Source organism: Achromobacter sp. NFACC18-2, from assembly GCF_900108985.1.
Classification (GTDB): Bacteria; Pseudomonadota; Gammaproteobacteria; order Burkholderiales; family Burkholderiaceae_B; genus Achromobacter.
The window spans coordinates 20126-39320 of the sequence record NZ_FNYM01000019.1 but is presented as its reverse complement, the minus strand read 5'-3'; the positions used below and the strand labels follow the sequence as shown (position 1 = coordinate 39320).

Here is a 19195-nt window from a genome sequence, read left to right as displayed (position 1 = left end):
TTATAGGCAGGCAGCCCCCCCGATGTCCGGAACCCCGTCGATGAATGAGGTCATGCACGCCATGCGCCATAACGGTATTGAACCGTAGGATGGCGCCCGGCGGGCTCGCAAGAGCTGGCGCTGTGAACAACGCAGCCGCGTGATCTCTGCCGATCCACCAGATTTACCCGTATTTCATGCCGCGCCGGGTCCTTGCCCGGCGGGGTGATATGCGGTGCAACATGCCCGAACGGGTTGCGACGACCACGGAAGCGACTATGACCAAATCCACCGGCAAATCCTCCTCTGCAATTGAAGCGGCCGAAACCCAGGCTGTGGCGCCCAAGCGCGCCGTCAGCATGGCCGCGGAAAAAGCGCCCGCCAAGACGGCGGTAAAGGTCGCCAAGCCCGCTGCCAAGACGGCTGTCAAAAAGGCGGCCAAAACGGCTGTTGCCGCGGACAAGCCTGAAAAGGTAACGAAGGCCCGCGCCAAGAAGGCCGAAGACAAGCTGGCCGACCTGGTCGGCAGTGCGCGTCCCGCCCCGAGCGGCCGCCGCCCGGGCCGCCCCGCCAAGAACGCCAACAACGATTCCGACGGCTTCGACGATCCGATGGACGGCGAAGGCGAAGTCCTGCCCGACCTGAAGCCGCCCAAGCGCGGCGGCAAGCGCGGCAAGGCGGATCCCAAGGATCTGATCGCCCGTGGCCCTGTCACGCCGGAAGAGTACGAAGCCCGCCGCAACCGCCTGAAGCAGCTCATCAAGCTGGGCAAGGACCGCGGCTACCTGACGTACGGGGAAATCAACGACCATCTGCCGGATGACCTGGTCGACGCGGAAGCGATCGACGGCATCATCAGCACCTTCAGCGACATGGGTATCGCGGTCTACGACCAGGCCCCCGACGCCGAAACCCTGCTGATGAGCGAAAACGCGCCGGTGGCGTCCAACGACGACGACGTCGAAGACGAAGCCGAAGCCGCGCTGACCACGGTGGATTCCGATTTCGGCCGCACGACCGATCCGGTCCGCATGTACATGCGCGAAATGGGTTCCGTCGAGCTGCTGACCCGCGAAGGCGAAATCGAGATCGCCAAGCGCATCGAAGACGGCCTGAAGCACATGGTCATGGCCATCTCGGCCTGCCCGACCACGATCAACGAAATCCTCGCCCACATCACGCGCGTGCGTGAAGGTCAGGCGCAGATCGACGAAGTGGTCGACGGCCTGGTCGATCCGGAAGACGGCGAAGAATATGCCGGCGCCGGCGTGACCGCCGACGAAGACGAGAGCGATGACGGCCCCGCGGGCGGTATGTCCAGCAAGCAGCTGGAAGACCTGCGCGTCAAGGCCCTGGCCAAGTTCGACGAGGTCGGCAAGCAGTTCGACAAGATGCGCCTGTCGTACGAAAAGGACGGCTACAAGTCCGACATCTACGTGCGCGCCCAGGAAGCCATCCAGAACGAGCTCATGGGTATCCGCTTTACCGCCAAGATGGTGGAGAAGCTGGCCGATACGCTGCGCAACCAGGTCGAAGAAGTGCGCCAGCTCGAGCGGGCCGTCCTGCACACGTGTGTGGACCGTGCCGGCATGCCGCGCCTGCACTTCATCAAGGTGTTCCCCGGCAACGAAACCAACCTCCAGTGGGTCGTCGACGAAGTGGCCGCCGGCCATCCGTACGCTGAAACGCTCGAGCGTCAGATCCCCGCCGTGCAGGAACTTCAGCAAAAGCTGATCGACCTGCAGACCCGCGTCGTGCTGCCGCTGAAGGACCTGAAGGACGTCAACAAGCGCATGGCCACCGGCGAAGCCAAGGCTCGCAAGGCCAAGCGCGAAATGACCGAGGCCAACCTGCGTCTCGTGATCTCGATCGCCAAGAAGTACACGAACCGCGGCCTGCAGTTCCTGGACCTGATCCAGGAAGGCAACATCGGCCTGATGAAGGCCGTGGACAAGTTCGAATACCGTCGCGGCTACAAGTTCTCGACCTACGCCACGTGGTGGATTCGCCAGGCCATCACGCGTTCCATCGCCGACCAGGCGCGCACCATCCGTATCCCGGTTCACATGATCGAAACGATCAACAAGATGAACCGCATCAGCCGCCAGATCCTGCAGGAAACCGGCGCCGAGCCGGATCCCGCGACCCTGGCGCAAAAGATGGACATGCCCGAGGACAAGATCCGCAAGATCCTGAAGATCGCCAAGGAACCGATCTCGATGGAAACGCCCATCGGCGATGACGACGATTCGCACCTGGGCGATTTCATCGAAGACACGTCCACGCTGGCGCCTTCGGACGCGGCGCTGCACGGTTCCATGCGCGACGTCGTCAAGGAAGTGCTAGACTCTCTCACCCCGCGTGAGGCCAAGGTTCTGCGCATGCGTTTCGGCATCGAGATGAGCACCGACCAGACCCTGGAAGAAGTGGGCAAGCAGTTCGACGTCACGCGCGAGCGCATTCGCCAAATAGAGGCTAAAGCGCTGCGCAAGCTGCGTCACCCCAGCCGGGCCGACAAGCTGAAGAGCTTCCTGGAAGGGCAGTAAATTTTTCCGGGCCTCTAGCTCATGCCTGGTTAGAGCAGCGGACTCATAATCCGTTGGTGCCGAGTTCGACTCTCGGGGGGCCTACCAAGCATAGACGCGGGTTGCGTGTTTTCACGCAACCCGCGTTTTTCTTTTGGCTGCAAAGAAAATAAGGGGAGGTTCCTGGAACCTCCCCTGCATCATTCTTCGGCCGCCCGCTTCATGGGACGGGCCGGCACGCCGGCCACGGTCGTTGACGCTTCCACGGGCTTGGTGACCACGGCGCCGGACGCGACGGTGGCCTTGCTGCCGATGCGCACGCCGGGAAGGAGCGTGGCTCCCGCGCCGACGAATGCGCCCGCTTCGACAACGGGGCCCGTGATGTGGTCGCCGAAGCCCGCCCGGATCAGGTTGTCGTTTGCCGTGCCGACCATGGTGCTGATGAAGACGTCTTCGGCGATCCGGGCGTTCCCCGTGATGTGGGTGTTGTCCATGATCTTGGTGCGGTCGCCGATGGACGTGTCGTAATTGATGGTCACGTAGCGGCTGATGATGCAACGGCTGCCGATCGAACATTTTTCGCGCACGGACGCGCCGTCGCCCAGCAAAGTGTTCGCGCCAATGGTGACGTCGTAGAAGATGACGACATGCGGCCCGATCGAGCATTCGTCTTCGATCACGATTTTTCGTTCGAATTGCGGCTGGCGGGCGATCGCGCCGGCGCCTTTGGGCTCTTTGCCGATGAAAGCGCCCGGGAAGACTTCGACGTTGCGCCCGAGGTGGACGCCGTCGGCCATCACGACATGCGGGTGGATGATGGAGCCCTCACCGATAGTCACGTCGCCGATCACGGCGTAAGGTCCGATGACGACGTTCTCCCCAATGACAGCATTATTGGAAACAATCGCGGTGGGATGTATTTTGCTCATGGCCATAAGTTGTTGTGATAAAGCAAAAGTTTCAGTTGGGGGCCAGCGTGGCGACTTCCATATCCTACCTCCAGTCGCGAGCGACTATTCGTCAGGGGGCAGCGATATGTCGCGCGCCCTAGCGTGGAATGGGCGAGGCTTTAGCGTATATTGATTGTCATTCTTTTGCCATAAAGCCATGCGAAATATGGAGCAATTTCTCCGCCGCTGCGTCGTCAACGCCCTCAATTTCGTGGATGAGAAGTTTTATTTTCGGGAATACCCGGACGTTGCCGCATCGGGTATGAGTGCGGCGGAGCACTTTCACCGGTTCGGCCTGGCCGAAGGACGGCTGCCCAATCGGTTTCGCATGTGGTGGTGGCGAAGGCAACAGTACCGCTTGCTGCGAGTCAAGCCCGAGCGCCGGAAGCTCTACGATCCCGAAATGCCAGATCTGACGCGTGACGGCCTGTTCTACCTGGCGAGGACCGCGTCGGCAACGAAGCTGCATAAGATGATCCGGGAGATATTGATCGACGTCCCGCCGGATTCCCTGGTCTGCAAGGTGCTGCGGCGCGTGCGGGTCCAGGACGCGGGTGAAATGCGTCGTCTGCCTGGCCCGGCAAGCTTTGGTTTTATTGAGCCGCCGGTCTATGGAGAGATCGGGCGCGAGATCCATCGCGTGGTTGACGTCCCGGAGTCCTGGATCGCGACGGTGCGGCAGGCCTCTGTGATCGGCGGGTTCCAGGTCCTGAAGAACGACTGGCTTGTGCAATACGAACCCGCGGCCGACCAGCGCAAAGGCTTCGTGGCCGGTATCTGGCCGTTTCTGCACGTCGTGGGAAAAGGCCGCAATCGTGTCGTCGCCTGGTTTCGCTATGACCATGTTGAAAATCTGGAGGCGGGCATACTGCTGAGCGGGCGTTGCAGTCCGAACTATTTCCATTGGCTGATCGAGTATCTCCCGCGCGTTCAACTCGCCATGACGCAACTGGACAAGGTCCGTCCGCCCCTGCTGGTCGATGCGGACATGTACCCGCAGGAGTTCGAATCGCTGGCTGTGATCGCTGGGGACTGGCCGATCCACAAAGTGCGAAAGGCCACATTACTGCATGTGGACACGCTGCATATCCCTTCGATTCCGACGTACCACCCGGATTCCATCGATATGCCGTTCTGGAAAGGGTCTGCGGTCAATGTCGATTCCCTCAAGTTCCTGCGCGAGCGCGCCTGGGCGGCGGCGGGCGTCAGCGCGGACGCCGCTCCGCCGACGCGTCGCATTTATGTGGCGCGGCGGCAAGGACGCAATGTGACGAACGGCGAGGAAGTGGAAGCCGTCTTGCGCGGCCTGGATTTCGAAGTCGTGGACACGGCGGGCATGTCGTTCATTGAACAGGTGCGCCTCTTTGCTTCGGCGGCCGTGCTGGTGGGCGCAGTCGGCGCGGCGTTTTCCAACCTCGTGTTTTGCGATCCGCGGTGCAAGGTGATCTGCTTCGTATCGCCTTTCGGAAAAAGATATTCCATGCAGGCGAGCCTGGCGCAGTTTGCCGGCTGCGAGTACATGCTGATTGCCGGCCAGCATCCGCGATATTCGCCCGGCGCCGAAGATACCAATCGCGACGTCAATCTGCTGCAGGAATCCTTCGGCATTTCCAAAGACGAACTGGAGGGCGCAGTGCGCCACATGCTCGGGCGGCAATAGCCCAGGCGCCCTTGGCGATAAAACGCGGAGTCCAAATGGAAGAGCGCCCCAGCTCGAGATGAGTCTGAGGCGCTCCTGCCCGGCTTCGCACGCGATGGGTGTCAGACAGCCCGGCAATTCCAATCTACTGCTGGGTTGGGAGGCCGGCAATAGGGGAAACCCTTGCAATAAACGGGGTTGGATTGCGCAACCCCGGACGCGCGCGTTTCCCACGAAGGCGGCGTCCAGTCAACGCGCCGGGACGAACTTGTCCGCCTCGGCATCCACGAATTGTTGGCTCATCGCCCGCTGGCGACACTGTGCTCCACGTTCACTGCACGGGAGAGCAGACATGTCGGGGTATCGGAAGCGTCAATTGGGGCAGGGCATGACCGAGTACATCGTGGTCGTGGCCCTGGTCGCGGTCGCGGCGATCGCGGTCTACCAGTACTTCGGGCAAGTCGTGCGATCGCAGACCGCGGCGATGGCGCGCGAGCTCGCCGGCGAGGACGGCAGCTCGCAATCCCGATCCGCGCAGCAGGCGGCTCAGAAGGCTGCGGCGCAGACCAAGGCGCGATCGCTCAAGTCCTTCACCGGCAACGCCGAGAGCGCAAATTGAGCGCGCCTTCGCTCACGCTTGCCGACTCCCAGCGAGGCCAGGCCCTGGTCCTGGGCATGCTGGTCGCCGTGGTGGGGGCGGCGTCTCTCGTCGTCCTGTACAACCTGGGCCAGACCGTGGAAGCGCGCACCCGCCTGACCCATGCGGCGGACGCCGCGGCCTACAGCGGCGCGCTGGCGCAGGCCCGCGCCCTCAATGCCATCGCCTATGTGAACCGTAGCCACATCGCGCATCAGGTCGCCATGGCGCATCTGGTCACGTTGGGGGCGTCGGCGCAGTATCTCCATGCGCTGCAGACGCAACGCCGCCGCGGCAACCCGCCGGGCAGCCTCATTACGATGCTCTTCGGCCCCGACGTGGGAGCAGCCTATCTGACGGCGCAAGCGCCGGCGGACGCAGAAAGCCGGCTGGCCCGCGCTTTCGCGCAGCACGACCGCGTCGTGCATCAGGTCCTCGAAATGGCCGCCCGCGAGATCGTCGCGGATTTCTCCGCAGCCCGGGAGCGCGTGATGCGCAAGGTGCTCGCCGCCAATTATCCGGCGCATCCGGGCATCACCCGGGACTCAGCGGCGCCAGCGTCCCCCCTCACGCTGCGTCTGCTGGCAGACGCGTGGCCACGCTACACGGAACGCAACGCGGCAACGCGCAACGCGGGCCTGAGGCCCGCCACCGAAGGCGCTGAGGCGCGATACGGTTTCCTGGACAGCCGCAGCCAGACCCGTCGCAATCCCTGGATGGTCAATCCACGGTGCCCCCTGCATCGCCACGAGCTGCGGCGGCGCGGGTCGACCTGGCTTGGACCGGATGGCCGGTGGGGCGCTCTGGACACGCAGTCCTATCACGCCTTGCGCTCGAATCGCTGGGTCGGCTGCTACTTCCGCGAGTACGCGATGGGGTGGGGAACGGTGCAGGGAGAAAAAAGTGGCGTGCCGAACGATGTGGAATACGTCGACGATGCCCCCGCGGATTTCTCGCAAGAGGATTTCTGGCGGTGGGTGGAGCAGTCCACGTCGTGGGACATTTTTGGTGGCGCCACCAATCCGATGGCGAATTCGTACGCGATGGCGTCGGCGCAGCGGTGGCCGGCTGGCGGCTTGCCTGCCTATCGCGAAGTCGCCGCGGCGCGCATCGCCGATCCATTGCGCTTCGCGGTGGCGGTCAGCCTGGACTCCGCGGTGCTGAAGACCTCCGATGCGGCCAGTGCCGTGGCCCCGCCGAAGGGACGGTTTCACTACGCCGCGCTGGGTCGGACGAGCGCCGTCAAGGTCAGCAGCGCAGCCGAAACGTACTTCACGCGTCCGGAGCGGCGCGCCGACGGCCGGCAGGAGCTCGCCACGCTTTTTCGGCCCTATTGGCAGGCTCGCCTGTCTCCGGTCACGCCGCAGGAAGCCCTGCTGGCCAGGAGCGCCCCATGATGAAGATACGGACCCGCCAAGACGGGCAGGCGGTGATCGAGGCGTTGCTGATGCTACCCCTCATGGCGGGTTTGCTGTGGGCGGTGTCGGGCATCGGCGCGCTGCAGTTCTCCGCCCAGCGCGCGACCCAGGCCAGTCGCCAGGCCGTCATGGCGGCGGCACGGGGGCAGCCGGCAACGCTTTGGCGCGCGCCGGACGGGATGGACGTCGCCCGCGGCGCTCAGGTCTTGGCCGGCGTTGCCTCGCCCCGTGCCGCCACGCTGCAGGACGAGTGGTTCGGCCAGGGCATGAAGATGCTGTCCGCGGAAACCCGGTCCCGGCCACGCGCGGAGGACGCCACGTTTGGCTTGCCGATCGTTCGCCACATCAGCGTGGCGAGCGGGGCGGGCCATGCGCACGGCGACGCCGATGCGCAACGCCGTGTCGCAGGCTCGACTACCGGCTGGTTGCAGGCGAGCCGGACCTCGACGTCCGAGGCCGGGCGGATGCAAGGCTATGTGGATCGGGCGGATCGTCCATGGGGGCGCCCGTCGCTATCGCTGGACTGGTTGTCCGCGTGGGGGGATGTGGTGCCCGCCGACCGGCTGGCCAAGCGCTCGGAGGAAGGCAGATGAAAAAAGTCCGATCTGTACGGACGCCATGCGGCAGGCAGGGGCGCATCGCCGCGCGCACGTCCGGCGTCGTGCTTTGCGGCGTGTTGGGATTATCGCCGCAGGGCGTGCACGCGTCGGCTGGGGTCACGCGCCTCGAGGACCTGCGCTTTCCCGCAGGGGCGCTGCGCGAACGCCTGGCGGATCGCCTGTGGCTGCACGGCATGCCGGCGGACGTGCTGGTGTTCGACGCGCCCCAAAGTCCCTCGGCCCTGGCGCGCACGCTGTCGGCGCAACAGCCTGCCTTGGCGGACCTGCACGTGCTCCCCGGCCAACTCATCCTGTCCGGCCACGTCGGCGCTGAGCGCTGGGTGGTGCAGATGGAAGGGGCGGGTGGGGATCGCACGGTGGGCAGCCTTTCGGCGATCAACGTGCGCGCGGCCCCGACAGCCACTCGGCCCGCGTGGCTGCCCGAGGGCATGCGCGTCAAGTCGGATGTGACCGCGATGGACGCCGGCGTCAAGGTGTCTGACCGCATCTGGCAGCATGCGCTGCCCCCTAAAGAACTGGCCGACCTGCTCGATGTGGGCCTGCGGCGAGCCGGTTGGTCGCCGGAGCGCGACGCGGATGCGGCCCTGCCGGCGGTACGCCCTGGCGGCGCGGGACAATGGTGGACGCGCGAGCGCGAACGCATGAAGCTGTGGCTGGTTCCCGTGGAGGGCGGCAGCGGGGTGCGCGCCGTCGGGTGGGCGCCATGAAGGCCTGGATCATTGGCGGTGCTGCTCGCCTGAGACGGACCGGCGTGTACGGATTGGCCCTGCTTGCCGGCCTGGTCGCGGCGTGGGCGGTGCGCGAACACGTACAGCAGCGCGTGCAGGCGCTGGAGGCCGAGGCGCGCACGCCGGTCGTAAGCCGGCTCGTGGCCGCCTACGACCTGCCGGCAGGCACGTTGCTGGAAGAAGTGCACCTTGCCGTACGCCAGATTCCCCAGCCCTGGGCGCCCGGCACCAGCGTCGATCCCATGGATCTGGGCAGCGTGCTCGGCGCCACGCTCATCGCCGACGTCGCGCATGGCGAGCCGTTGTTGAGGAGCTTCATGACCTTCACCGCGCCGGCTCCCTCGCTGGCCTCGCGGCTTCGGGCCGGCCAGCGTGCGCTCACCGTGGCGGCGACAGACCTGGGCGGACTGGGCAGCATGCTGAGGGCCGGCGACGCGATTGACATCTATGTCACCTTCAACCATCGCCAACGAGAGGTCACGGTTGCGATGCTACAGGGGATGCGCGTGCTGACCGTGGCGGATACCGACGGAGCGGGCAATATCACCTTGGCGGCCACGCCGGAGGAAGCCATGCGCTTCATCGCCGCGCGGCAGGCCGGCGAGCTGACCGCCATGCTGCGTCATCGCGATGACGCATCGCCCGTCAATCCTTCCACGCAGAGTGACCTGGCGTCGCTCGTCGGGCTGGACCCAGACCCCAAGCCCGCGCCCGGCGTCGCCATTCTCTATGGCGACCGTCTGGACGCCCGGGCAAGCTTCGACACGGAGCGGCCATGATCCGAATTCGATTCATTCTTGCACTTGGTCTCAGTCTCGCCATCCCGCCTGCGTGGTCCGCCACTGAAGCCTTGGAAATGCAGGTCGGGGAAACGCGCGTCCTGCCGCATCCCGGTGTGCGGCGGGTGGCAATCGGCAATGGCCAGGTGGTCAGCGCGGTCGCGGCGGAAGGCCGCGAGGTCGTGGTGTTCGCGCGCGCCGAAGGCGTGTCCTCGGTGCATGTCTGGGCGGGCCGCGACCGCATTGCGGCCTATGAGCTGCGTGTCGTTCCGGCGGGCACGCCGAGACTGCGCGACGAAGTGCAGAGCCTGTTGTCGCGTATTCCCGGGGCGCGCAGCTCAAGCGTGGGCGGCCGCATCCTGATCGAGGGCGATGATCTTTCCGATGACGACCGTTCCCGCATTGCGGCGCTGGCGCAGCGCTATCCGGATGTCGTGGACTTCACCGGGCATGTTGGGTGGGACCGCATGGTGCTGTTGGATGTCCAGGTGGTCGAAATACCTACCTCCAGGTTGCAGGAGTTTGGCGTGCGGTGGGACGGCATGACGCAGGGGGGCGTCAATGCGGGGCTGGCCTGGGACGCGGGGTCCCGAGGCCGCATGGCCCGTCCGGGCGAACAGATCATCGAGACGGCGGCGCCAGCGTCGGCGGCCGCGGGGTACTTCGGCATAAACGCCTTGCTCTCTGCGCGCATCGCGGCGCTGGCTCAAACGGGCGAAGCCGTCATGCTGGCGCAACCTCAGCTTCTTGCCCGCAGCGGCGCCAGCGCCACCTTTCTTGCCGGCGGCGAGGTGCCTTATGCGTCCACCGACGCGCGCGGCAATCCGACCACGCTGTTCAAGCCTTACGGCGTGTCGCTGAACATCACGCCTCGGATAGACCGCAACGGCGTCATCCGGTCGTTGATCGAAGTGGAGGCCAGCTCGATCGACACGTCGCTGAGCCTGCCGGGCGGCCCGGCGTTGCGTACCCGGCGTGCGTCCACCGAGTTCAACGTGCGGTCCGGCAACACGCTGGTCATCGGCGGATTCCTGTCGCGCGAACAGGGAAATGACGTCAGTGGCTTGCCGGGCTTGCAGAACATTCCCATCCTGGGCGCATTGTTCTCCTCAAGTCGCTATCAGCGCCGCGAGACCGAACTGGCGATCTTCGTGACGCCGAAGATCGTGTCGCAAGGCGAGCAGGCCATGGCCGACCGCGTGCGGCGCGGGCGCGAGACACTCCAGGCTGCGTTTCCGGATCCCCCACGGCTGGGAACGGTGGCGCCCGCCGATGCGCCGGGTTGGGATCCTTACTCCGGTGTGGGTTCGCAGTGGGCTGCATCTTGGCCGCACCCCAGTTCCACCTTGCCGGAGTGACGCAATGCTCAAGATCGAACTGACCTTTGAGGACGCGGCCGAGCACCGGCTCGAACTGCCCGTGCCGGTCTTGATAGGCAGGGGCGCCCATTGCGCATTGCGCATCCCGACCTGGAGAGTCGGGCGCCAGCACGCCCGGCTTCTACGCGAAGACGACGCCATTGTGCTCGAAGACCTGGGCACGCTGGCGGGCACGATGGTCAACGGCGCAAGGGTGGTGCGGCACTCGCCCGTATTGCCCGACGACGAGATCCTCATCGGGCCGTGTCGGCTGCGCGTATCGGCCGCGACGCCGCATGAGGTGCCTTCGGCCGGCGCCCCGGGAAGCGCGCCGGTCATCGCTGAGCCCGCTGTCGCGCGGTCGCTGGCGGTAGCGGGCAGCGTCGCGCCGGCGATCGCCGTGCCGTCCGTGCTGCACCGGCTGCACGACCGCCGCCGCCTGCATGCGGCCTTGCTGGGCGCACTGGACCTGCGTCGGCGCGACGTGGCGGGCATGAGCGACAGCATGCTGCGCGCGGAAGCCGAACGTCTGCTCACCCAGATCGTGGCTGCGGACGCCGATCTGCCGGCGCAGGCCGACAAGGCCGCCCTGTGCCGCGAGGTGCTGGATGAAGCCGTGGGCCTGGGGCCGCTGGAGCCTCTGCTCGCAGCGCCCGACATTACGGAAATCATGGTCAACCGCTACGATGAAATCTATGTCGAGCGGGCCGGCCGCCTGTGGCGTGAGCCGGCGGTGTTCACCAGTGAACAGTCGGTGCGCTGGGTGATAGAACGCATCGTGACGCCGCTGGGCAGACGCATCGACGAAAGCTCGCCGATGGTGGATGCGCGGCTGCCCGATGGATCGCGCGTGCACGCCATCATTCCTCCCGTGGCCATGAAAGGGGCCAGCCTGACCATACGAAAGTTCCCGCAGCGGCGGCCGCAGATGCCCGACCTGATTGCGCTCGGCGCGCTGAGCAACGAGATGGCGCAGTTTCTTGCGCTGTGCGTAAGGATGCGCAAGAACCTGGTCGTCTCGGGCGGCACCGGTGCCGGCAAGACGACCTTGCTCAATATCCTGTCCAACGAAATTCCGGACGCCGAGCGCGTGGTCACGATCGAAGACGCGGCGGAGCTGCGCCTGAACCATGAAAATCTGGTGGCGCTCGAGGCGCGTCCGGCCAACCAGGAGGGACGTGGCCGCATCGACATTCGCGAACTGGTGCGCAACGCGTTGCGCATGCGGCCGGACCGCATCGTCGTGGGCGAATGCCGAGGCGCCGAAGCGTTCGACATGCTGACGGCCATGAACACGGGCCACGAAGGCTCTCTCACCACGCTGCACGCCAATTCGCCGCGCGATGCGCTGGGCCGCCTGGAGGCCATGGTACTCATGGCCGGACTGGACCTGCCCTTGTCGGCGGTTCGTGAGCATATCGCCGCCAGCGTGGACCTTGCCGTGCAGCAGGCGAGGCTGGCGGACGGACGCCGCATCGTGACATCCATCGTCGAGGTGGTCGGCATGGAGAGCGGCCGCATCCAATTGCAGGAATTGTTCCGCTATGACCGCGCGCGGGGTTTTCAGGGGTGCGGCGCGCTGCCCAGTTTTGCGCGGGAGTGGGCGGAGCAGGGCGTGAGCCTGGATGGGGGATGGTTCTCGGATAAGGGGGCCCCCGCCGTCGGTTCCTCGGCCTATTCGCAGGGGTTGGCGTGATCTGGCTCGCGGCGGCGGCCGCCATGCTGTGCGCCGGCCTGCTGGCGTGGCGCGCGCAGAGCTGGTTCGCGCCCGCGCTTCGGCGATATCGCGAGGTCTACACCCAGGAAGCGGGTGTGCGGCTAAGTGAGGTGTTCCTGTTCATCGATCCCGGGCAGTTGTGGGTGGGCGCCGTGGGCTGCGGGGTGGTGGCGGCGGGGGTGGCCTTCTCGGCGACCGGCAGCGGCCTGGCGGCGGCGCTGTTTGCCGTGCTGGCATCGCGCGTGCCGCGGATGGTCGTGGATGGACTGCGGCGCCGGCGCGCCCGGCGCTTCGAGGAGCAACTGCCCATGGCCCTGCTGATGCTCGCCTCCGCGTTGCGCGCCGGCGTGGCATTGACGACCGGGCTGCGGCATGTGGTTGACCAGAGCGGGGCGCCGCTCGCGCAGGAGTTCGGCTTGATCCTGCGCGAGCAGCGGCTGGGTGTCTCCTGGGATACCGCGCTCGATAACCTGCATACGAGGATGCCCGCCGATTCGACGTCGCTGGTCGTGGCGGCCATGCGCATCGCTGCCAAGACGGGCGGCAACCTGGCGGAGGCCCTCGAAAGCATTGCCCAGACATTGCGGGCTCGCCTGCAGTTGCAGGCCAAATTGCTGGCGCTGACCTCGCAGGGACGGCTGCAGGCCTGGATCGTGGGCGCGCTGCCCTTGGCGCTGCTGGCGGTGCTTGACCGGCTGGAGCCGGAAATCATGGGGCTGCTCTGGCACACGCCCATGGGGTGGGGCGTGTTGGCGATCGTGGCGGTGCTGGAGACCGCGGGCGTGTTGCTGATCCGGCGCGTCATGCGGATCGATATCTGAAGGGGAACGGGAATGTGGCTTTATCTGGGCATGTTCGCGGCGGCGGCGGGGACGGGTTGGCTTGCCTGGGTGCTGTTGAAACCCTTGTTGGCGCAGGAACCGGAAGCTGCCCGCGCCATGCCGTGGTGGTGGCGGGCGGCGTGGCCCTGGATCGCGGCGGTGGCGCCGCTGGCAGGGCCGCTGTGTTCCTGGCGCTGGCGGTCGCGGCTGACACGGCTGATCGAACAGGCCGCCTTGCCGGCGGGCGTCGGCTACGCGCACATCGTGGCGCTGTGTGGCAGCGCTGCGATCGCCGCCGGCGGCATGGGGGCGGCCGCCGCCGCGGCGCTGGCGCCTGCCGGGAGCATCGTGTGGATGCCTGGGGCGGGCGCGGCGGGGTTGGTAGCCGGAATCGCGCCGGCGCTGTGGCTCAAGGGGCTGGGCACGAAGCGGCGGCTTGCCATCGAACGGGACCTGCCTTTCGTGTTCGACATGATGACGCTCTGCGTCGAAGCCGGTTTGGGCGTTCAGGGCGCACTGCAATTGGCCGCCCAGAGCGGGCCGCCCGGGGTATTGCGCGATGCGCTCGGAGATGCATTGGCCGAGATGCGCGCCGGCGTGTCCAGAATCGCCGCGATCAAGGCGCTTGCCGACCGGAGCAACAGCCCGCTTGCGCGCAACTGGGCGGCGGCGCTGGCGCAGGCGGAAGCCTTGGGAGCCAGCCTGGGGCCGGTCCTGCGGGCGCAAGCGGCGCAGTGCCGCAGCGAGCGGCAACTGCGTGCGGAGCAACTGGCCATGCAGGCGCCGGTAAAGATGCTGTTGCCTTTGATCGGCTGCATCTTTCCCTGCACGTTCATCGTGCTGGCCTTTCCCATCGCGGTCCAGTTGCTGCAAAGCGTGCAATGAGCCGGCCGGCACCCCTGCCAGAAGGGCGTCTGCGCCTGCTGGCCGTCAGGCGCTGGCAGGGCCGGATGCGGGGATTGCTGGGGCGCGTCGCGCCCAGCCCGCGGACTGGAATCCTGCTGATGCCGTGCGCCGCGGTGCACACCTTCGGCATGCGTTACGCCATCGACGTGGCGTTCATCGGCCGGGGCGGCCAGGTGGTGGCGTTGCGCCGGGCGCTCGGGCCGTGGCGCGTGGCGCTATGCCTGCGCGCTGTTGCCGTTGTCGAAATGCGTGCCGGCGCTATGGATGCCGAACACGGAGGTGTACGCCGGATAGAAGCTGCAGTAAAGGACGCCACCCGCCGCAATGTTGAATGGAATCTGCAGGGTGCCCGCCAACTGCGGCGACAAACCGATGGCGACCAGTAACCCGGCGCACAGGTCGATGAACAGGAACACCATGATCCAGCAGGCGCCGTAGACCAGGAACGGCAGCTTGTTGCGCCAGCACGCGATGCCCGAAAAGAACAGGGCCTGGGTCAGGCGCAGGCCGTGCCAGGCCACCAGCACGGGTGCATGCCAGAACAACGCCGCGATCACCACATAGCAGATCGCGAACAGCATGAGCGGCAAGGCCATGGCCGACAGGATGGGCTCCACGCTTTGCTCGACCGAAGCGATGCGTATGCCCTCCATCATGGCGTCGGTGAAAGGCAGGAAGATGAGCAGGCCCGTCACCAGGCACAGCCCAGCATAAAGCGCGCCCATGAGAAACAGCTTTCGGAAAACGCCCGGCTGCTTGAGCGGTTTGCCCCACATGGACGGCAGCATGACGCGATCGGCCTCTACGTGCTTGCACGCCGACAGCGTCATCAGGGTGATGATGGGCATCAGGGCCACGACCAGCATCGGACCCACCGGCGGCGTAGCGGACGCAAAGACGACCAGCAGGCTGATGGCCATGGCCCAGGTGAACATGGCCAGGGGTTGCTTGCGGAACAGACGGAAACCGTCGCGGACCCAAAGCCAGCCGGACGTCGCGGGTAGAAATGCTGCTTGCATGGCTCTCTGAAGGGGAGTTCTCTCAAGGGGGGCGCTGTTCCCATTATGGGGGGCGTAGCGGTTACGGCAAGGTTGGCAAGGCCGAGCGGTGGCGTGCTTGCAACACTCGTTCGAAATGGCGCGGGTCGTGCGGCTTGAGGGTCTGGGCCGGCCGCGGCAGGTAGAAGTCATACAAGCGGGACAGCCAGAAGCGCAGGGCGGCCGCGCGCAGCATCAGCGGCCAGATCTCCCGCTCGGCGTCGGTGAATGGGCGCACGGAGGCGTAAGCCTTTAGCCAGGCCTGCACCAATTCAGGGACGAATTCGCCAGTGTCGCGCTCGATGCACCAGTCGTTGACGCTCACGGCCACGTCGAACAGCCACGTGTCGCAGCCCGCGAAGTAGAAGTCGATGATGCCGCCCATGAGCGGATCTTCGAACGTGCCGGCGAAAAGGACGTTGTCGCGGAACAGGTCGCAGTGTGCCGGTCCGGTCTGCAGGGCCTGCCAGGCGGGGGTCGAGGTAACGGCCTGCTGCGCGGCCAGTTCGGCCGTCAGCAGCTCGGCCTGCGCCGGGCTGAGAAAGGGCATGACCTTGGGGGCGGTCTCCAGCCACCAGGACAGCCCGCGCAGGTTGGGCTGGCGGATCGGAAAGTCCTGCGCCGCCACGTGGGCGCGCGCCAGGGTGGCGCCGGCCAGCGCGCAGTGGGCGGGACCGGGGGCCGGCTCGTAGCCGCCGGGCAGGCGAGACACGATGGCGCAGGGCTTGCCGTGCAGGGTGGTCAGCCGGGTGCCGTCGCGCAATGTCTGGGGCTGGGGCACGGGGATGCCGCGTTCCGCCAGGTGGTACATCAGCTCGATGTAGAACGGCAGTTGGGCATGCGTCAGCACCTCGAACAGCGTCAGCACGTATTCGCCGCGCGTCGTGTAAAGAAAATAGTTGGTGTTCTCGATACCCGCCGTAATGCCTCGAAGCGAGACGAGCTCGCCCAGATCGAAATGCGCCAGCAGGGCGCGCGCGTCGTCGTCGGATACAGAGGTGAATACGGCCATGGATCTACGGTGTGAAGGTTAACGGACGCGCGGACAGGCGTGCACGGCGGCGGCGCCGCAATTTTAGACCACATGGAGGGCGGCCCCGGGGCCGCCGTCGGACGACCGGATGGCGGCCGCCGGGCACAATGTCGCCAAGCACCGTAAAATACCGCATCCCCTTGTTTTGTAGAGTGATTCTTGGACTCCCCCGACTGGCGGCTTTGCGTCGCCCCGATGATCGACGTCACCGACCGTCACTGCCGTTACTTTCACCGGCTGCTGGCGCCACGCGCTCGCCTGTACACCGAAATGATCACCACGGGGGCGCTGCTGCACGGCAACGTCGCGCGCCACCTGGAGTTCGACGAGGCCGAGCATCCCGTGGCCCTGCAACTGGGCGGCAGCGAGCCCGATGCGCTGGCCCGCTCGGCCAAGCTGGGCAAGCAATGGGGCTATGACGAAATCAACCTGAATTGCGGCTGCCCGTCCGAGCGCGTGCAGAAGGGCGCGTTTGGCGCCTGCCTGATGGCCGAGCCGGCGCTGGTGGCGGACTGCATGAAGGCCATGCAGGATGCCGTGGACATTCCCGTCACGGTCAAGCACCGTCTGGGACTGGACTACGACGAATCCTATGAATTCGTGCGGGATTTCGTGGGCAAGATCTATGACACCGGCTGCCGCGTCTTCATCGCCCACGCCCGCAACGCGGTGCTCAAGGGCCTGTCGCCCAAGGACAACCGCGAGATTCCGCCGCTGCGTTATGACGTGGTCGCGCAGCTCAAGCGTGATTTTCCGGATTGTACCTTCGTGCTCAATGGCGGGCTGGCCGATGCCGGGCAGTCCGTGAGCGCCGCGCAGACCTTTGACGGGGTGATGCTGGGACGCGCGGCCTGGCACACGCCGCGCGTGCTGTCGGAAGTGTCGTTGCAGTTGTGGCCGTCGGTGCGGCTGCCCAGCGACGCGCAGGTCGTGGACGCCATGACGGAATATGCCGCCCGCCAGGTTGCCAAGGGCGTGCCGCTGCGGGTGATGACCCGTCCGATGCTGGGCTTGGTGAACGGCCAGTCGGGCGCGCGCCGTTGGCGCCGGATGCTGTCGGACCCGGCCCTGCTGGCCGCGAACAATCCGGAACTGATCTACGACGCGTGGCGCAGCCAACGCCATGCGCCGGGCTCAGGCGCGCACGACGCCGCTCGCGAGGCCGCGCCGGCCGGGATGTGATTCCCGGGGCAGGCCGCAGCGAGGGCGCCCGCGGGCTCAGGACTTGGCGGGTTCGGCGCTTTCGGCGGGCCAGTCGCGGATATACGCCTTGAGCATGTTGTTTTCGAACTGCTGGGCGGCGACGATGGCCTGCGCCATGTCATAGAAGGAAATCACGCCCATCAGCGTGGGACCGTCCATCACGGGGATGTAGCGCGCGTGTTTTTCCAGCATCAGGCGCTGCACTTCGTCGGCGCTGGTGTTGGGCGACACGCTGACCGGGGCGTCGTCCATGATCGAACGGATGGTCGTATCGCCGGCCCCGCCATGAGCATGCATGTGGCGGATGATCTCGCGGAACGTGAGCATGCCGGTCAGGGTGCCGAATTCCATGATGACCAACGAGCCTATGTCCTGCTCGCTCATGGTTTGCACGGCCTGCGCCACGGGCATGTCGGGCGACGCCGTATAGAGCGTGTCGCCCTTGACGCGCAAAATCTCACTGACCTTCAACATCGGAATCTCCTGGGGCGGACTGCGCCCATATGCTTTGCTATTTCTTGTTCGCGCCCAGCTGCAGCAGCACGGGTGCGACGTCATTGTCGGTATTTTGCGCTTCTCCGCAGAGTTCTTCCAGCGTTGGCGTGGTTTGCGGCGAAATCACGGACGAAGCGACGCGCAGGATGTCGGGATCATTGCGCACGCGGGGCTGGCTGCGGTCGATCAGAAAGCGGTCCACGACCGGCGCCATTGAGGTCGTGCGGGCGTCGCAGGTCAGCATCCAGTTGTCTTCGGGGCTGCGGGTCACCAAGCCCATGGCGCTCAGCGTCTCCAGGACTTCATTGAGCTCGTCCTGGTGCAGGCGCAGCTGCGAGGCCAGCGTGTTTGCGGCCACGCCGCCCGGCGTCGACAGTTGTGCCTTGCGCAATGCGCGCAGGGCAGCCAGCGCGTCCACGAACGAGGCGCCGGGATAGCGGTTGATGTGCCAGCGTCCCAGCCGGATCAGGGGGGCGCTGGAGGCGAGTGTGGCGCCCAGCAGGACCGCCAGCCAGGACAGGTAGATCCACAGCAGGAAGATGGGGAGGGTCGCAAAGGCGCCGTAGATGACCGTGTACGTGGGAAACCGCGTCAGGTAAAAGGCGAACGCCGATTTCATGATTTCCAGCACGATGGCCGTGACGCTGCCGCCGATGAGCGCGTCGCGCCACAGCACATCGCGGTTCGGCACGACGACGAAGAGCGCCGCGAAGCCCAGTCCCGTGAGCACCAGCGGGATGAAAGAGATGGCCACGCTGACCACCTCGGGCACGTCCTTGATGAGCCCCAGCGATTCGCGGGCCACGAACGAGGTGGCCCAAAGGCTGCCGCCGGCCAGGACCGGTCCAAGCGTGATGATGGCCCAGTACACGAGCGCCCGCTGCGGCAAGGGGCGCTGGCGCGAGACGCGCCAGATGTCATTGAAGGCCTGGTCGATCGTCATGATCAGCAGCAGTGACGTGACCAGCAGGAAGGCGCCGCCGATGGCGGTCAGGCGCGATGCCTGGTGCGCAAACTGGTTCAGGTAGTCCATGATGTTGTCCGAGACGGACGGGGGCATCAGGCTGGTGGTGAGGAAGTCCTCGAGGGCGACCCGGAATTCCTGGAAAACGGGAAAGGCGGTGAACAGCGACAGCACCACCGCCAGCATGGGGACGATTGCCAGGACGGTGGTGAAAGTGAGGCTGGACGCCACCTGGAGCAATTTCTCTTCGTTGGCGCGCTGCACAACAAAGATAAATACGCGTCCGGACCTCGCGACCCATGAAAAGCGCGAGGTCGATCGTTTGGTGACCGCCGGCGTAGCGGCGGCGGGCTCGGCGGGGCGATTCATCAGGCGATAATAGCAGC

General features: G+C 66.1%; 17 protein-coding genes, 1 tRNA gene and 1 pseudogene. 14 read left to right on the top strand and 5 right to left on the bottom strand.

The genetic code is table 11. The annotated features are described in order from the left end of the window. Positions 1-257 precede the first annotated feature (257 nt). Entirely contained in the window at positions 258-2525 is a 2268-nt protein-coding gene (gene rpoD / locus BMW75_RS24390) for an RNA polymerase sigma factor RpoD (RefSeq protein ID WP_092582229.1), read from the top strand. A gap of 8 nt (positions 2526-2533) precedes the next feature. Further along, positions 2534-2612 (top strand) — tRNA-Ile (locus BMW75_RS24385). A gap of 92 nt (positions 2613-2704) precedes the next feature. Here BMW75_RS24385 and BMW75_RS24380 read toward each other — a convergent pair. Then, the gene (locus BMW75_RS24380; RefSeq protein ID WP_217646966.1) at positions 2705-3433 is read right to left on the bottom strand and encodes an N-acetyltransferase; all 729 of its coding nucleotides are present in this window, start codon (positions 3431-3433) and stop codon (positions 2705-2707) included. Positions 3434-3620: 187 nt separating this feature from the next. Here BMW75_RS24380 and BMW75_RS24375 point away from each other — a divergent pair, with 187 nt between their 5' ends. The 11 genes and pseudogenes from BMW75_RS24375 to BMW75_RS29790 all read left to right on the top strand — a co-directional run. Further along, the gene (locus BMW75_RS24375; RefSeq protein WP_175493258.1) at positions 3621-5114 is read left to right on the top strand and encodes a glycosyltransferase family 61 protein; all 1494 of its coding nucleotides are present in this window, start codon (positions 3621-3623) and stop codon (positions 5112-5114) included. A gap of 331 nt (positions 5115-5445) precedes the next feature. Then, positions 5446-5712 carry a hypothetical protein gene (locus BMW75_RS24370; RefSeq protein WP_076521703.1) on the top strand — a complete coding sequence of 89 codons (267 nt, stop codon included), beginning with the start codon at positions 5446-5448 and terminating at the stop codon, positions 5710-5712. Beyond that, positions 5709-7127, top strand: a complete 1419-nt coding sequence (locus BMW75_RS24365; RefSeq protein WP_092582226.1) for a pilus assembly protein TadG-related protein — start codon at positions 5709-5711, stop codon at positions 7125-7127. The genes BMW75_RS24370 and BMW75_RS24365 overlap by 4 nt, the downstream gene beginning before the upstream one ends. Then, the gene (locus BMW75_RS24360) at positions 7124-7741 is read left to right on the top strand and encodes a TadE/TadG family type IV pilus assembly protein (protein ID WP_092582225.1); all 618 of its coding nucleotides are present in this window, start codon (positions 7124-7126) and stop codon (positions 7739-7741) included. The genes BMW75_RS24365 and BMW75_RS24360 overlap by 4 nt, the downstream gene beginning before the upstream one ends. Further along, on the top strand, positions 7738-8475 hold the full coding sequence (locus BMW75_RS24355) for a hypothetical protein (RefSeq protein ID WP_092582224.1): 738 nt from the start codon (positions 7738-7740) through the stop codon (positions 8473-8475). Before BMW75_RS24360 ends, BMW75_RS24355 begins: the two co-directional genes overlap by 4 nt. Continuing rightward, on the top strand, positions 8472-9275 hold the full coding sequence (gene cpaB, locus BMW75_RS24350; RefSeq protein WP_092582275.1) for a Flp pilus assembly protein CpaB: 804 nt from the start codon (positions 8472-8474) through the stop codon (positions 9273-9275). Before BMW75_RS24355 ends, cpaB begins: the two co-directional genes overlap by 4 nt. Next, entirely contained in the window at positions 9272-10633 is a 1362-nt protein-coding gene (locus tag BMW75_RS24345) for a type II and III secretion system protein family protein (protein ID WP_092582223.1), read from the top strand. The genes cpaB and BMW75_RS24345 overlap by 4 nt, the downstream gene beginning before the upstream one ends. A gap of 4 nt (positions 10634-10637) precedes the next feature. Beyond that, a complete protein-coding gene (locus tag BMW75_RS24340; protein WP_092582222.1) occupies positions 10638-12329 on the top strand; it encodes an ATPase, T2SS/T4P/T4SS family in 1692 nt (563 codons plus the stop codon). Then, on the top strand, positions 12326-13171 hold the full coding sequence (locus BMW75_RS24335) for a type II secretion system F family protein (protein WP_092582221.1): 846 nt from the start codon (positions 12326-12328) through the stop codon (positions 13169-13171). The genes BMW75_RS24340 and BMW75_RS24335 overlap by 4 nt, the downstream gene beginning before the upstream one ends. 12 nt (positions 13172-13183) lie before the next feature. Further along, a complete protein-coding gene (locus BMW75_RS24330; RefSeq protein WP_092582220.1) occupies positions 13184-14056 on the top strand; it encodes a type II secretion system F family protein in 873 nt (290 codons plus the stop codon). Continuing rightward, positions 14053-14286: pseudogene (locus BMW75_RS29790) on the top strand (DUF192 domain-containing protein); the annotation flags it as partial. The gene BMW75_RS24330 and the pseudogene BMW75_RS29790, both read left to right, overlap by 4 nt. A 6-nt stretch (positions 14287-14292) precedes the next feature. On the opposite strand, the gene BMW75_RS29785 reads toward BMW75_RS29790, so the two are convergent. Beyond that, positions 14293-15096, bottom strand: coding sequence for a BPSS1780 family membrane protein (locus tag BMW75_RS29785; RefSeq protein WP_254792117.1), 804 nt, complete (start codon positions 15094-15096; stop codon positions 14293-14295). A gap of 61 nt (positions 15097-15157) precedes the next feature. Then, positions 15158-16126, bottom strand: a complete 969-nt coding sequence (locus BMW75_RS24320; protein ID WP_092582218.1) for a homoserine kinase — start codon at positions 16124-16126, stop codon at positions 15158-15160. Between the two features lie 216 nt (positions 16127-16342). Between BMW75_RS24320 and dusA the strand changes: the two genes are divergently transcribed. Further along, on the top strand, positions 16343-17329 hold the full coding sequence (gene dusA / locus BMW75_RS24315; protein WP_254792121.1) for a tRNA dihydrouridine(20/20a) synthase DusA: 987 nt from the start codon (positions 16343-16345) through the stop codon (positions 17327-17329). 36 nt (positions 17330-17365) lie between these two features. On the opposite strand, the gene BMW75_RS24310 is transcribed toward dusA, so the two are convergent. Then, positions 17366-17824, bottom strand: a complete 459-nt coding sequence (locus BMW75_RS24310) for a CBS domain-containing protein (protein WP_076521692.1) — start codon at positions 17822-17824, stop codon at positions 17366-17368. Positions 17825-17861: 37 nt separating this feature from the next. Then, complete coding sequence (locus BMW75_RS24305) at positions 17862-19178, bottom strand: YihY family inner membrane protein (protein ID WP_092582216.1); 1317 nt, start codon at positions 19176-19178, stop codon at positions 17862-17864. Positions 19179-19195: the final 17 nt, after the last annotated feature.